Annotated in this window: 12 protein-coding genes; 3 read left to right on the forward strand and 9 right to left on the reverse strand. The window is 72.0% G+C overall.

What is annotated here, in order from left to right; genetic code table 11:
- Positions 1-17: 17 nt before the first annotated feature.
- The 5 genes from ACZ60J_RS09975 to ACZ60J_RS09995 form a co-directional block, all read right to left on the reverse strand.
- Positions 18-674 (reverse strand): hypothetical protein, encoded by a 657-nt coding sequence (locus ACZ60J_RS09975; protein ID WP_469680348.1) that lies wholly within the window; start codon positions 672-674, stop codon positions 18-20.
- 36 nt (positions 675-710) lie between these two features.
- On the reverse strand, positions 711-2,570 hold the full coding sequence (locus ACZ60J_RS09980) for a stealth family protein (protein ID WP_469680350.1): 1,860 nt from the start codon (positions 2,568-2,570) through the stop codon (positions 711-713).
- 142 nt (positions 2,571-2,712) lie between these two features.
- Positions 2,713-3,459, reverse strand: coding sequence for a succinate dehydrogenase/fumarate reductase iron-sulfur subunit (locus tag ACZ60J_RS09985; RefSeq protein ID WP_469680352.1), 747 nt, complete (start codon positions 3,457-3,459; stop codon positions 2,713-2,715).
- On the reverse strand, positions 3,456-5,408 hold the full coding sequence (locus tag ACZ60J_RS09990; protein WP_469680353.1) for a fumarate reductase/succinate dehydrogenase flavoprotein subunit: 1,953 nt from the start codon (positions 5,406-5,408) through the stop codon (positions 3,456-3,458). Before ACZ60J_RS09990 ends, ACZ60J_RS09985 begins: the two co-directional genes overlap by 4 nt.
- Position 5,409: 1 nt before the next feature.
- Positions 5,410-6,114, reverse strand: coding sequence for a succinate dehydrogenase cytochrome b subunit (locus tag ACZ60J_RS09995; protein ID WP_469680354.1), 705 nt, complete (start codon positions 6,112-6,114; stop codon positions 5,410-5,412).
- 95 nt (positions 6,115-6,209) lie between these two features.
- Here ACZ60J_RS09995 and ACZ60J_RS10000 point away from each other — a divergent pair, with 95 nt between their 5' ends.
- The gene (locus ACZ60J_RS10000; protein WP_469680356.1) at positions 6,210-7,088 is read left to right on the forward strand and encodes a LysR family transcriptional regulator; all 879 of its coding nucleotides are present in this window, start codon (positions 6,210-6,212) and stop codon (positions 7,086-7,088) included.
- A gap of 116 nt (positions 7,089-7,204) precedes the next feature.
- Entirely contained in the window at positions 7,205-7,840 is a 636-nt protein-coding gene (locus ACZ60J_RS10005; protein WP_469680358.1) for a VOC family protein, read from the forward strand.
- A 90-nt stretch (positions 7,841-7,930) separates the two neighbouring features.
- Here the strand turns inward: ACZ60J_RS10005 and ACZ60J_RS10010 are convergent, their stop codons facing one another.
- Positions 7,931-8,335, reverse strand: coding sequence for a hypothetical protein (locus tag ACZ60J_RS10010; protein ID WP_469680360.1), 405 nt, complete (start codon positions 8,333-8,335; stop codon positions 7,931-7,933).
- Between the two features lie 4 nt (positions 8,336-8,339).
- Positions 8,340-8,984 carry a TetR/AcrR family transcriptional regulator gene (locus tag ACZ60J_RS10015; protein ID WP_469680362.1) on the reverse strand — a complete coding sequence of 215 codons (645 nt, stop codon included), beginning with the start codon at positions 8,982-8,984 and terminating at the stop codon, positions 8,340-8,342.
- 105 nt (positions 8,985-9,089) lie between these two features.
- Between ACZ60J_RS10015 and ACZ60J_RS10020 the strand changes: the two genes are divergently transcribed.
- Positions 9,090-10,187, forward strand: a complete 1,098-nt coding sequence (locus tag ACZ60J_RS10020) for an FAD-dependent monooxygenase (RefSeq protein ID WP_469680364.1) — start codon at positions 9,090-9,092, stop codon at positions 10,185-10,187.
- A 58-nt stretch (positions 10,188-10,245) separates the two neighbouring features.
- On the opposite strand, the gene ACZ60J_RS10025 is transcribed toward ACZ60J_RS10020, so the two are convergent.
- Positions 10,246-12,435, reverse strand: coding sequence for a putative bifunctional diguanylate cyclase/phosphodiesterase (locus ACZ60J_RS10025; RefSeq protein WP_469680366.1), 2,190 nt, complete (start codon positions 12,433-12,435; stop codon positions 10,246-10,248).
- Positions 12,432-13,262, reverse strand: coding sequence for an SAM-dependent methyltransferase (locus ACZ60J_RS10030; protein WP_469680368.1), 831 nt, complete (start codon positions 13,260-13,262; stop codon positions 12,432-12,434). Before ACZ60J_RS10030 ends, ACZ60J_RS10025 begins: the two co-directional genes overlap by 4 nt.
- Positions 13,263-13,949 lie beyond the last annotated feature (687 nt).

Consider the following 13,949-nt stretch of genomic DNA (forward strand, 5'->3'; position numbering starts at 1 on the left):
AGCGTACGCCTGTACCGCTACGCGTCGCCCTGGAGCAGGTGCTGCGGAAGCTCCTGGAAGGTCCAGACGCCCTGGCGGCGGGTGAAGGTCCACACCAGGTCGTAGCGGTCGGGCCAGGCGGCCGGCAGCCCCAGCACGTCCTGCGCTCCGAGGCCCCGGATCAGGCGGGGCATCCCCTGGTGCTCCCAACAGACCAGGACGGGCGTCCGCACCGCCAGCACCGCCCTGGCCAGGGCGGGCTCGGCGCCGACGGCGAACTCGGCACGGACGGGCGTACCCAGTGCGGTGGCGAGCGTCTCGACGGTCTGGCGGCACCGCGCGGGCGCCCCCGCCTTGCCGCCGGCCGCGAAGACGGCGCCCGGCCGGGGCAGGCGGGCGCCCCGGGTCGGCGGGAAGAGCGCGGGCAGCTCCTGTGCGCGGCGCCGGCCCCGGACGGCGAGGAAACCGGGGTCCTCGTTGCCCTCGTCGTCCTCGCCGGTGTCCCCGGCGTACGGCTTCTCGGCGTGCCGGATGACCATGACCAGCGCGTCCTTGACGGCCTCGGGGCCGGGCCCCGGCGTCGGGGCCCGTTCCTCTCCGGCGCATCCGGCCACCGCGAGCGGGGTGAGGGCGGCGGCCAGCAGGCTGCGGCGGCGCGGGCCGGATCCGGCGGGGGTGGGAGGGCCTGGAGACATGCGCCCACTGTCGCCCACGCCCGGGAGGGCGGCCGGTCACGGCGCGACGGGAGCCGCTCCGATCATCCGATCGGCGGACCCGTCGTGCCCGGACCCGTCGTGGCCGGGCCCGGTGGTACGGGCCTTCGCCGCGGCCCGGCCCGCAGCCTCGTACGGCGAGGCAACGGGGAAGTAGGCCTCCAGGAAGGCCTTCAGCTCGCGCTGCTGCACCTCCGGGGGGACTTCGGTGCCCGAGTCGTCGGCGAGGCAGAAGGCGTCGGTGCCCCGGTCGCGCAGGAGGCCGCCCAGCCGCTGGAGCTCCTTGGTGCCGGCGGTGGAGACGTACGCGGTGGCCAGGTCGCCTTCCACCGCGCGCCCCTGGGCGAGTGCCAGGTGCAGGGCGAGGGTGACGGGGGCGAGGTCCGTGGCACTGCGGAAGACTGACCGGCTGGTCGCGTCGAGCCCGCCGGGCAGCACCTCTTCCAGCCGGGCGTAGAGGGAGCGGCTCTGCGCGTACGGGGCATGCGCGAGGATGCGCGGGTACGTGCGGCCGGCGAGCGCCTCCACCGTGCGGCGGGTCGCCCGCTGCGAGGTGGTGTAGACGTCGTCGTGGCTGTCCGGGGAGCTGGGCGGGACGGCCCGGGTGTCGTGGAAGACCTTCGGCAGACCGGACGGCAGGAAGTAGTTCTGCGGGCGCTGGGGGCGGCCGAGGAAGATGTCGTCGTTGAAGTAGAGGTAGTGCTCGGCGAGGCCCGGGATGCGGTGCAGCTGGGTTTCGATGGCGTGCGAGTTGAAGACGGGCAGGGCGGCGGGGTCGGCGAAGAGCTCCCGGTGGTGGACCACGGTGAGCCCGGGGTGCTCCAGGGCCAGCCAGTCGGGGACCTGGTCGTCGGTGACGAGGAAGACCCGGCGGATCCAGGGCGCGTAGGCCGCGATGGAGCGCAGGCAGGAGCGCAGTTCGCCGCGGTCCCGGAAGCGGTGGTCGCCGCTGTCGGCGGCGTCGGCGTCCTCGGTGTCGGGACCGGCGGCTGTATCGGTGTCGACGGGGCCGTCGGCCTCGCCGTTCACGACGGCCGCCGTGCCCGCGATGGCCGCCTCGGCCCGGTCCCGGCGGCTGCGCCACTGGGGGTCCGAGCCGTCCACCCAGGTGATCACCGCGTCGATGGGGAAGTCGATGTCCTCGGGGAAGCGCCGGTCGAGGTCCGCCACCACCGGGTAGTCGCGGTCGCCGATGCGCCGGTGGGCCGTGGCCTCCATCGAGGGCACCCACCAGCCGAAGGGGGTCTCCCGGAGCGAGGCGACCCCGCCGGGGCCGTTGGCCGGCTTCCAGAACTCCAGGTCACAGCCCTGATCGGCAGCCATGTGGAGGGTGTACCCCGAGGTGACCACGGGGATGTAGAGCCGGATCCCCGCGACGACGGCGCCGGGCGTTTCGGCCTCCGCCGCGGCGACCGCCTCGGGCAGCTCCTCGGCGAGGACGGTGCCGAGCGCGGTGCGGTGGCCGAGGAGGTCGGCGTAGACGGGCCGGCCGGCGAAGCCCTTCGCGCAGGCGGCGAGCACGTCGCCGCGGGTGCCGGGGGCGAGTGCCACCCGGTGGACCAGTTCCCCGTCGGGGACCAGGCCGTAGGGCATCGCGGCCGCTTCCAGCACCTCGGCGACCTCGCGGAGGTTCATCTCGGCGAGTTCGGCGGGGAGCAGGTCGTCCCGTACGACGGCCAGCCGGCCCCCGTGTTCGACTATGCTCCCGGATTCGGCCGCCTGCGCCAGGATCTCCCGTTCGCGGACGGCCCGCCGGGCCTCGCGCGCCTGCGCCGGGGTCCGGGACCCGCGGCCGCGCTGCGACCCTCTCGGCTGCGAGGGCAGAGCGGTCCGGGGCTGGAACGGCATCCAGCTCAGATGCCGACGGATGCCGCTCATGATCACCTCAGGGCTCGTGGACGCAGAAATCGACCCCACCGTGCCCGACGGCCCCCGGTGGCCGAAACTCACCTTACGGGTCGGTGTCCGAAAGGTGAACAGGATCTTCCGCCCCCGGCCTCTTTCTTATGAAATCCACAGGTCAGCGGGGGCCCCGGCGAACCGCCCTCAGCCATTCCTTGTTCATGGCGGCGATCGACGGCAGCGGGATCCCCTTGGGGCAGGCGGTGGCGCACTCCCCGGTCAGGGTGCACCCGCCGAAGCCCTCGGCGTCCATCGTGGCGACCATGTCCAGGACCCGGGTCTCGCGCTCCGGCGAACCCTGCGGGAGCACGTTCAGGTGGTTGACCTTGGCGGAGGTGAAGAGCATCGCCGAGCCGTTGGGGCAGGCCGCCACGCACGCCCCGCAGCCGATGCACTCGGCGTGCTCGAAGGCGTAGTCGGCGTCGGGCTTGGGCACGGCCGTGGCGTGCGCCTCGGGGGCGGCGCCGGTCGGGGCGGTGATGTAGCCGCCGGCCTGGATGACCCGGTCGAGGGCCCCGCGGTCGACGACGAGGTCCTTCACGACCGGGAAGGCCGAGGCCCGCCAGGGTTCGACGTCGATGGTGTCGCCGTCGGCGAAGGAGCGCATGTGGAGCTGGCAGGTCGTGGTGCGCTCCGGCCCGTGGGCGTCGCCGTTGATGACGAGGCTGCACGCGCCGCAGATGCCCTCGCGGCAGTCGTGGTCGAAGGCGACGGGGTCCTCTCCGCCGAGGATGAGCTCCTCGTTGAGGGTGTCGAGCATTTCGAGGAAGGACATCTCCTCCGAGATGCCGTCGACCTCGTACGAGGCCATCGAGCCGGGGGCGTCGGCGTTCTTCTGGCGCCAGACGCGCAGGGTGAGCTTCATGCGTAGCTCCGCTGGGTGGGGTGGACGTACTCGAAGACGAGGTCTTCCTTGTGCAGGACGGGGGCGGCGCCGGTTCCGGCGTACTGCCAGGCGGCGGCGTACCCGAACTCCTCGTCGCGGCGGGCGGCTTCGCCGTCCGGGGTCTGGGATTCCTCGCGGAAGTGGCCGCCGCAGGATTCGGCGCGGTGGAGGGCGTCGAGGCACATCAGCTCGGCGAGCTCCAGGTAGTCGATGATGCGGTTGGCCTTCTCCAGCGACTGGTTGAACTCCTCGCCGCTGCCCGGCACCTTGATCCGCCTCCAGAACTCCTCGCGGATCTCGGGGATCCGGGCGAGGGCCTTGCGCAGGCCCTCCTCGGTCCGGGCCATCCCGCAGTACTCCCACATCAGTTCACCGATCTCCCGGTGGAAGGAGTCGGGCGTGCGGTCCCCGTCGACGGCGAGCAGCTTGGCGAGGGAGTCGCGGGTCTCGCGGACTGCGGCCGCGGCCTCCGGGTGGGTGTCGTCGACGGTGTCCTGGTGCGGGTGGCGGGCCAGGTAGTCGTTGATGGTGGAGGGCAGTACGAAGTAGCCGTCGCCGAGGCCCTGCATGAGGGCGGAGGCGCCGAGGCGGTTGGCGCCGTGGTCGGAGAAGTTGGCCTCGCCGATCGCGAACAGGCCCGGGACGGTGGTCTGGAGGTCGTAGTCGACCCACAGTCCGCCCATCGTGTAGTGCACGGCGGGGTAGATCCGCATGGGGACCTCGTACGGGTCCTCCGCGGTGATCCGCGCGTACATGTCGAAGAGGTTGCCGTACTTCTCGGCGACCTTCTCCTTGCCCATGCGGCGGATGGCGTCGGCGAAGTCGAGGTAGACGCCCTGGCCGCCGGGGCCGACGCCGCGGCCCTCGTCGCAGACGTTCTTGGCCGCGCGGGAAGCGATGTCGCGGGGCACGAGGTTGCCGAAGGAGGGGTAGATCCGCTCCAGGTAGTAGTCGCGCTCGGCTTCCGGGATCTCCGCCGCGGGGCGGGTGTCGCCCTTGGCCTTGGGGACCCAGATGCGGCCGTCGTTGCGCAGGGATTCGCTCATCAGCGTGAGCTTGGACTGGTGGTCGCCGGTGCGCGGGATGCAGGTGGGGTGGATCTGGGTGAAGCAGGGGTTCGCGAAGTACGCGCCGCGCCGGTGGGCCCGCCAGACGGCCGTCGCGTTGGAGTTCATGGCGTTGGTGGAGAGGTAGAAGACGTTGCCGTAGCCGCCGCTCGCGAGGACGACGGCGTCCGCGTAGTAGGTGTCGATCTTGCCGGTGACCAGGTCGCGGGCGACGATGCCGCGGGCGACGCCGTCGACGGTGATCAGGTCGAGCATCTCGGTGCGGGCGTGCATCTCCACGTTCCCGGCGGCGATCTGCCGCGAGAGCGCCTGGTAGGCGCCGAGCAGGAGCTGCTGTCCGGTCTGGCCGCGGGCGTAGAAGGTGCGGGAGACCTGGACGCCGCCGAAGGAACGGGTGTCGAGCAGGCCGCCGTACTCGCGGGCGAAGGGGACGCCCTGGGCCACGCACTGGTCGATGATCTCGACGGAGATCTGGGCGAGGCGGTGGACGTTGGACTCGCGGGCGCGGAAGTCGCCGCCCTTGACGGTGTCGTAGAACAGCCGGTGGACGGAGTCTCCGTCGTTCCGGTAGTTCTTGGCCGCGTTGATGCCGCCCTGGGCGGCGATCGAGTGGGCGCGGCGCGGGGAGTCGGAGAAGCAGAACTGGACCACGTGGTAGCCCTGTTCGGCGAGGGTGGCACCGGCGGCGCCACCGGCCAGTCCGGTGCCGACGACGATGACGGTGTGCCCGCGCCGGTTGGCCGGGTTGACCAGCTTGGCCTCGAAGCGGCGGCGGTCCCAGCGCTCGGCGATGGGGCCTTCGGGGGCCTTGGTGTCGGCGATCGGATCACCGGTGGTGTAGTCGGCGTAATCGGTGCTCATGTCAGCTCACCACTCCGGTCATGACGGCGACGGGCACGGACACGAAGCCCGCGAAGAGGACGAGGGCGAGGGCGTTGGCCAGGAACTTCAGCGTCCGGTCCCGCCGGGCGTTGCCCGCGCCCAGGGTCTGGGCGGCGCTCCAGAAGCCGTGGCGGACGTGCAGGCCGAGGGCGGCCATCGCCACGAGGTAGATGGTGTTGCCGTACCAGGTGGAGAAGGTGGCGAGGACGTTCTCGTACGGATGCCCGGCCCAGGCCCGCTCGTTCACGGTGAGCGTGGTGAGGTCGAGCAGGTGCCAGACGATGAAGAGGGCGAGGATGATGCCGCCCCAGCGCATGGTGCGGGTGGCGTAGCTCGCCCGGCTGCGCTTGTGGGCGTACTTCACCGGGCGCGCCTTGATGTCGCGGCGGCTGAGCTGGTACGCGCAGACCCCGTGCGCGACGACCGCCGCGAGCAGGACGACGCGGACGATCCACAGGGCCCACTCGTGGTGCAGGAAGGGCGAGCCGAGGGTGCGGAGCCAGTGGGCGTAGCCGTTGAACTCGTCCGCCCCGAAGAAGATCTTGAGGTTGCCGAGCATGTGCAGGACGAGGTAGCCGAGCATGATCAGGCCGGAGACGGCCATCACGGACTTCTTGCCGACGGAGGAGTCCCAGAGCGTGCGCGTGATGGACGGCCGTCGATCCGTCCGCGTTGCCAGAGCCATGACATCGACGGTAAGGACGAAGGTCCCGAAAGGTCCAAGACATGGTGGCGCTTATGTCAAGTGCTTCTGCCTATGGAGAGCGCTAGCCTCGGATGATGCAGTTCCAGCAGCTGGTCTACTTCGTCGCCGTCGCCGAGACCCGGCACTTCACGCGCGCGGCCGAGCGCGAGCACGTGGCCCAGCCCTCCCTGTCACAGCAGATCAAGGCGCTCGAACGGGAACTGGGCGCCGAGCTCTTCAGCCGGGCCCGCGGGAACATCACCCTCACCGACGCCGGCGAGACCCTGCTGCCGCTGGCCCGGCGGATCCTCGCGGACGCGGACACGGCGCGGCTGGAGGTGCAGGAGCTGGCGCAGCTGCGCCGCGGACGGATCCGGCTGGGGGCCACCCCGAGCGTGTGCACCGGGCTCCTGCCGGGGGTGCTCCGCGCCTTCCACACCGCCCATCCGGGGATCGAGCTGCTGATCGAGGAGAGCGGTTCGCTGGACCTCGTACGGGAGCTCGCGCGCGGCGCCCTGGACCTCGCGCTGATCGCCCTGCCGCTGCCCCCGTCGGCGCCGGCACTGACCACGGTGGAGCTGCTGACGGAGGACCTGGTGGTGGTCTCCTCCGCGGCCCTGCCGCCTCCGGCGGGCGGCGGTTCACTCACGGTGTCCGCACTGCGCGACGAGCCGATGGTCATGTTCCGGCACGGCTACGACCTGCGGGACCTCACGGTGGCGGCCTGCCGGGCGGAGGGCTTCGAGCCGGTGTTCACGGTGGAGGGCGGCGAGATGGATGCCGTACTGGGCTTCGTCCGTGCGGGGCTCGGCATCGCGGTGGTCCCGGCGATGGTCGTCGACCAGACGGGCTCCGGCCTGCGCGCCACCCCCCTGGCGGGCTCTCCCCTGCGCCGCACGATCGCCTTGGCCCACCGCACGGACGTGGCGCCCCCGCGCGCGGCCCGCGAACTGAAGCGGATCCTGCTGGGCTGAGCCCCCTCGGGGACGCGTACGCCCCGCGGCGGCCGATCCGGACACGGCCGGGGCGTCGGGCGTGGATTCGGGCGTGGCGTCGTGATTTGTGCGGTTCGTCTGGTGATGATGGCGCGGTGCGACTTGATCACGTGTCCTACGCGGTGGCCCGCGACAGCTTCGTTTCGACCGTTCAGTGGATCGGATCAGCTCTCGGAGCCGGGTTCGTCGACGGGGGCGTGCACCCACGGTTCGGCACGCGCAATTTCATCCTCCCGCTGAGCGGCGGCACCTACGTCGAGGTCGTCACCACGCTCGACCACCCCGCCGCCGACCGCGCACCCTTCGGCCAGGCCGTCGCGCGCCGCGCCGCCGAGGGCGGCGGCTGGCTCGGCTGGGTGGTCTCCGTCGACGACATCAGCCCGGTCGAGGCCCGCCTCGGGCGCACCTCGGACGAGGGCCACCGCGTCCGCCCCGACGGGTTCGACCTGAGGTGGAAGCAGATCGGCGTGCGGGAGCTGATGGAGGACCCGCAACTGCCCTTCTTCCTCCAGTGGGCCGTCCCCCTCGAGGAGCGCCCGAGCGCCGACCCGCGCACCTCCACCAGCATCCACGGGGTCTCCATCGCCGGGGACGCCGCCTCCATCGCCGAATTCCTCGGCGAACCGGCGGACCACCCCCTCGACCAGATCGACGTCACCTGGGTCGAGGACGAGGAGCCGGGCCTGATCGCGGTCGAGTTCGCCACCTCCAAGGGCCCGGTCACGATCTGACCCGGGGCCGGCGCGCGTCTCCGAGCGGTCACTGACGCCGCCTGCGGGTCCGGGGGCGGGCACAGGGGCGGGCACGGACACGGGCACGGGCTAGGGACCTGGTGCAGGCTCGGAACCGGGTTCGGGCTCGGAAGGGGGTTCGGGCTCGGAAGCGGGTTCGGGTTCGGAAGCGGGTTCGGGTTCGGCAACCGCGGGCACGACCGTGGCCGTCCACGAACCCGGCTCCGACGGTGGGTCCCAGACCACCACGACCTCACGCCCGTGGTAGTCCCGGGCTATCCCCCGCACCATCTCGGCGGCAGCCCGCTGCGCCACCTCCGGAGCCACGTCGGACGGGAGGTCGCCGAGCCCGCCGCACAAGGTCCCGTTCTCGGTGGACACCCCGGTCCGCCAGCCGTCGATCCCCACGCCGCCTCGGCCGGCCATGAGGATCACGCCGGTGGGCAGGCCGAAAGTGGGCCGCTGCTTCTTGGCCTTCCGGTTCTTCCGGGCCATGGCGTCAGGCCCGGCGGGCGGGCAGGGCCCGGTCGAGGCCGCCGGACAGCAGCGCGAAGGCGCGCTCCGCGTCGGCCACGGCCGCGGGGTGGGCCTCGTCGGCGCTCTGGCCGGCGTCGATGCGGCGCCAGTTCTCCCGGCCGAGCTCCTGCCGGGCCGCCACCAGGTATCCGGCCGCCAGGCGGGCCGTGAGCGGGTCGACCGCTTCGGCTTCGAGTACGGCGGCGAGCAACTCCACCTCGCGTGCGGTGTAGTGGGCCAGTCGGGACTCCAGGCTGGCGGTGCCGTAGAGGAGCCCCTGGAAGGCGAGCACGTCCGGGTGGTCGCAGAGCCCGGTGATCGGGTCGCGCTCGGTGAGCGCCGCCAGGAAGTGCGCACGCAGGGCCGCCGCCGGGGTCTGCCCCGCAGCCCGGTCCCGGACGATGCGCGCAGCCTCGTCCTGATGGTCGGCGAAGCGGTCGAGGACCAGGTCCTCCTTGCTCGGGAAGTAGCGGAACAGCGTGGGTTTGGAGACCTCGGCGGCGGCCGCGACATCGGCCACCGAGACGGCGTCGAAGCCCCGTTCCAGGAAGAGTTCCAGCGCCGTGGCCGCCAGCTGCCGACGCGTTCGGAGCTTCTTGTTCTCGCGCAGACCCTTCGTGTTCTCCATGCCTCCAGCCTAACACGAACGAGTGACCCGGTTAGTTTTGTAACCGGGTTGCATTTTCTCGCGAGAGCCGCTTTCCTTGAGATACCGACGACGAGGGGACCTCCGATGACCGACGCAGGGGCACATGGCACGGATCGTGCCGACGTACTGATCGTGGGCTCCGGCCCGACCGGGCTCACGCTCGCCTGCGGCCTGGCCCGCCACGGCATCGCGGTGCGGGTCGTCGAAGGCCGCCCGGCACCGCACCGCGAGTCCCGGGGCAAGGGCCTCCAGCCGGACAGCCTCGCGGTCTTCGAGGAGCTCGGCGTGGCCGACTCCGTGAGGCGCAAGGGGCGCGAGGGCGTGGTGCTGCGCAAGTACTTCGACGGAGAGCCCGTCAAGGACACCGCCGTGGAGGGAGGCCTGCTCATCGGGCAGTGGCAGGTGGAGGAGAGCCTGCGCGACCGGCTGGGCGAGCTGGGCGTGCGCGTCGCGTACGGGTCCCGGCTCGCCGGAATCACCCAGGATGCGGACGGCGTCAGCGCGCAGCTCGAGGACGGCACCGTGATCCGGGCCGGCTATCTGGCGGGGTGCGACGGCGGGCACAGCACCACCCGCGGGCTCCTCGGCATCCCCTTCGAGGGAGACGGGGAGAAGGAGCCGGCGATGGTGCTCGGGGACGTCAGGGCCCCGGGGCTCAGCCGCGCGTTCTGGCACCAGTGGTTCACGTCGGAGGGGGGCGGGATCCTGCTCTGCCCGATGCCGGGGACGGACACGTTCCAGCTGCAGGCCGCTCCGGAGACGGACGAGCGGGGCGAGGCGCTGCCGCCTTCGCTGGAGAGCTTCCAGCGCCTCTTCGACCGCCATGCCCGAATGCCGGGGATACGGCTCGCGGAGCCCAGCTGGCTCTCCTCCTGGCGGGTCAACGTCCGCATGGCCACCCGGATACGCGAGGGCCGGGCCTTCCTCGCCGGGGACGCCGCGCACGTCCACCCCATAGCCGGCGGGCTGGGCATGAACACCGGGATCCAGGACGCCGCCGCCCTCGGCCGGACGCTGTCCGCCGTCCTCTCCGGGGCGGCCGGGGAGAATGCGCTCGACTGGTACCAGGCGGAGCGGCTGCCGGTGGCCGCCCAGGTGCTGGCCGACACGGCCCGGCGCTACGAGCGGGTGGTGGCGGCCGTCCGCGAGCCGGGCCGGGGCACGGAAGCGGGCCTGGAGTGAACCCCGGCGGCCCGGGCCGCCCAGGCGAGGCGGGCAGCCCAGGCGGTCCGGGCGACGCTCAGAGGGTGGGCACCGCGTCCGACAGGGACAGCGTGTGGATGCGGTCGGCGGCGCCCGGGCGGGCGTAGTACCAGCCCTGGGCCGTGTCGCAGCCGAGGGCTCGGAGCTGGGCGGCCTGCGCGCCGGTCTCCACGCCTTCGACGGTGACGGCGAGTTCGAGGCTGTGGGCCAGGGCGACTATGCCCTCCACGATCTTGACGTCGACCGGGTTGGCCGGGTGCTGCTGCATGCCCTTGGTGAAGGAGCGGTCCAGCTTCAGAACGCTGACGGGCAGGCGGCGCAGGTTGGCCAGGTTGGAGTAGCCGGTGCCGAAGTCGTCGAGGGCGATGTCCACGCCCAGGGCGGCGAGCCGGCGCAGCGGTTCGAGGAGTTCGTCGTCGGCGCCGATCAGGGCCGACTCGGTGACCTCCAGACACAGGGTGCCCGGAGTCAGGCCCGAGGACTCCAGGACGCGGATCGTGTCGGCTACCAGGCCGGGATGGTGCAACTGGGTCGGCGACAGGTTGACGTTGATCCGCAGGGTGGCGCCGCCCTTCTGGTGCTGCCAGGCGCGGGCCTGGCGGACGGACTCCTCCAGGACCCAGCGGCCGAGCGGCACGATCAGTCCGGTGCGTTCGGCGAGCGGGATGAACCGGTCCGGCCCGAGCACCCCGTGCTGCGGGTGCGACCAGCGCACCAGTGCCTCGGCGCCGTGCACGCTGCCGTCGTGCATGTGGACCAGCGGCTGGTACTCGATGAAGAACTCACCGCGTTCCAGTGCCGCCGGGAGGGCGTTGGTCAGTCCGTGCCGGGTGATGGCCCGCGCGTCGGCAGCGGCGTCGGCGAACTCGAACCGGTTGCCGCCCGCCGCCTTGGCCCGGTACATGGTGATGTCGGCGCTGCGCAGCACCTCCGCGGGGGTGCGCTCGTGGGCCGGGCCCTCGACGATGCCGATGCTGCCCCGGACCGTCAGCTCGCGGCCCTCCAGCCGGATCGGGACGGAGAGGGCGGAGAGGATCCGGACGGCCAGTTCGGTGGCCTTCTCCTCGGTGTCGGGGCCGGTGGTCAGTGCCACGAACTCGTCGCCGCCGAGCCGCGCGACCACCTCGCCCGGTCCCGTGGCGCAGCTCTGCAGGCGGTCGGCGACCTCCACGAGCAGCCGGTCGCCGGCGGAGTGGCCGAGGCTGTCGTTGACCGCCTTGAAGCCGTCGAGATCGAGGTAGCACAGGCCGAAGCGCGAACCGCCGGCGCCGCTCAGGGCCTTCTCCAGACGCTCGAAGAAGAGCGTCCGGTTGGGCAGGCCGGTCAGGGCGTCGTGGGTGGCCTCGTAGCGCAGGCGCAGGTTGAGCAGCCGGCGCTCGGTGGTGTCCTCCATGAGGGCCAGCTGGTACTGCGGCACGCCCTCGGCGTCGCGCAGCAGCGAGACCGTCAGGTTGGTCCACAGCACGGTGCCGTCGTGCCGGTAGTACGGCTTCTCGACGCGGTAGCTCTCGCGTTCGCCGCGCACGAGCTCCCCGTACATCCGCCAGACGTGCGGGGTGTCGTCGGGGTGGCTCCATTCGCTGACGTTGCGGCCGCGGACGTGCCCGTCCATGCCGCCGAACATCTGGAGCAGCGCGTCGTTGATCTCCAGAACGTTGCCCTGCAGGTCGGCGATGCCGATCCCGACGGCCGCGCCCTCGAAGACCGCCCGGAAGCGCTCCTCGCTGGCGTGCAGTGCCTGCTGGGCGTCGGTGCGGGCGGTCAGCGCGGAACGCGCGATGGCCTCCTGCTCCTTGAGCGTGCGCTCGCGCAGTGCACGGGCGAATCCGGCCGCGATGCCGTGCTGGAGCCGGGCGCAGCGGGACCGGTACTCCTCGGTCCCCTCGACGCCCTCGGCGTCGGGGCCGTCCGGGCCGCAGTACAGCACCAGGTAGGACTCGACGACGCCGAGGGTGCCGGCCAGGGCCTCCGGGTCCGTGCAGTGGACCGCGACGAGCTCCTCCCCGACCCGCTGGCCGACGGAGGAGTCGAAGGGGCGGGCGCGCAGGGCCTCGACGAGGGTGCGGGTGAGGGGTACGAGGTGGCGTTCGAACTCTCCGCGGGTGAGCGAGGTCGCGGTGACCGGGAAGATCGCCCTCCCCCAGATGGTCGCGAACCGCCCGATCCGGTCCTCCAGACCGCCCTGCGGCGCGGCCGGGTCGTCCGCCGTCTGCGTCGGCAGTCTCACGCCTTGCGTCCCACTCCTGCGAAGCCCGAGAAGGCATAGGGGTCTTCGTCCAAGGCATCGCCGTCCGGCCCGCCGCTCGTGTCGGGCCGCCAGTCGGGCATGGAGACCAGTCCGGGCTCGATCAGGCCGAAGCCGTCGAAGAAGCGCCGGATCTGCTCCGCGTCCCGCATGACGAGCGGGTTGCGGATCTCGCGGTAGACGCCGACGGTTCCGCTCGCGACCTCCTCGGAGAGCGGGATCCCCTCGTACGAGGCGTGCGTGAGGACCAGCAGGCTGCCGGGGGCCAGGGCGTCGCGCAGCTGGGCGACGGCTTCGTAGGGCTCGTCCGAGTCCTCCAGGAAGTGCAGGACGGCGACCAGCATCAGGGCGACCGGGCGGCTCAGGTCGAGTCCCTGCGCGACCTCGGGGGCGGTCAGAATGTCCTGGGGCTTGCGCAGGTCGGCTGCGACGACCCCGGTCCGCTCGGTGCCGGCCAGGACGGCCTGGCTGTGGGCGACGGCCACCGGGTCGTGGTCGACGTAGACCACGCGTGCCTCGGGGCTGGCGGCCTGGGCGATCTCGTGGACGTTGCCGAAGGTGGGGATGCCGGAGCCGATGTCCAGGAACTGCGTCACGCCCTCGGCGACCGCGTACCGCACGGCCCGGCGCATGAATGCCCGGTTCGCCTGCATGATCTTGGGCAGGCCCGGCATGAATTCCATGGCCCTGCGGGCCGCCTGCCTGTCGACCTCGAAATTGTGGGAGCCGCCCAGGTAGTAATCGTAGATGCGGGACACGCTCGGCACCGATATGTCGATGCCTGGCGGGGCCCAGGCGGGGCGCTCCATCGGGGTCTCCAAGCCTTGGTCCTGCAGTGGTCCGGACGGATCGGACTCCTGTCCGAGCCGAATGTACTGATCATTGCCCAACGGAGCGAGCGAAAGCGGAAATTGGCGATCCGTTCTTCGTCACATGCCAAAGGCTGAACGGTCGAGACCCGGAGAATGATCGAAACCGACAAATACCTTTTGGGAAAAGGTCGGTGAACGATCGATCACGACCTGAATCTGGCTCAAACCTCCATAGCCAAAGCCTCACCCGTTCAGGCGAACCACGGTGAACCCTCACGCGCGCGAGCGCGCGCGACCCCATGATCCCCGGGTGAATAGAGCCTCTTCCAGGCGCCTGCTGGCCGTCCCGGTCCTCCTGTGGGCGGCCCTGTCCGCGACACCGGCCATGGCCGATAGCAGCGCATACGCGACGATCGACGCCGGTGACGGGGCGAGCGCCGTCAGGCACGCCGTGTCCGCCCTGAACGGCGCGACCGGGGGCATCCGAGGTGGCGGACGTCACGGCGACCAGGGCCGCCAGAACGACCAGGGCAACCGGGGCGGACGGGGTGACCGCGGAAACCAGGGCGGCCCGGGCAGCCACGGCGGCCCCGGTCAAGGCCAGAGCCAGAGCCAGGGTCACGGCAAGGGCAAGGGCCATGGCCACGGCAACGGCAACGGCAACGGCAACGGTCATGGCCACGG

It is taken from the genome of Streptomyces sp. NPDC104226, from assembly GCF_055584085.1.

Bases quoted from the DNA above. Each gene is read 5' to 3' on its own strand.
- ACZ60J_RS09975 (WP_469680348.1), bottom strand. From the start codon at position 674: ATGTCTCCAGGCCCTCCCACCCCCGCCGGATCCGGCCCGCGCCGCCGC.
- ACZ60J_RS09980 (WP_469680350.1), bottom strand. From the start codon at position 2,570: ATGAGCGGCATCCGTCGGCATCTGAGCTGGATGCCGTTCCAGCCCCGG.
- ACZ60J_RS09985 (WP_469680352.1), bottom strand. From the start codon at position 3,459: ATGAAGCTCACCCTGCGCGTCTGGCGCCAGAAGAACGCCGACGCCCCC.
- ACZ60J_RS09990 (WP_469680353.1), bottom strand. From the start codon at position 5,408: ATGAGCACCGATTACGCCGACTACACCACCGGTGATCCGATCGCCGAC.
- ACZ60J_RS09995 (WP_469680354.1), bottom strand. From the start codon at position 6,114: ATGGCTCTGGCAACGCGGACGGATCGACGGCCGTCCATCACGCGCACG.
- ACZ60J_RS10000 (WP_469680356.1), top strand. From the start codon at position 6,210: ATGCAGTTCCAGCAGCTGGTCTACTTCGTCGCCGTCGCCGAGACCCGG.
- ACZ60J_RS10010 (WP_469680360.1), bottom strand. From the start codon at position 8,335: ATGGCCCGGAAGAACCGGAAGGCCAAGAAGCAGCGGCCCACTTTCGGC.
- ACZ60J_RS10015 (WP_469680362.1), bottom strand. From the start codon at position 8,984: ATGGAGAACACGAAGGGTCTGCGCGAGAACAAGAAGCTCCGAACGCGT.
- ACZ60J_RS10020 (WP_469680364.1), top strand. From the start codon at position 9,090: ATGACCGACGCAGGGGCACATGGCACGGATCGTGCCGACGTACTGATC.
- ACZ60J_RS10030 (WP_469680368.1), bottom strand. From the start codon at position 13,262: ATGGAGCGCCCCGCCTGGGCCCCGCCAGGCATCGACATATCGGTGCCG.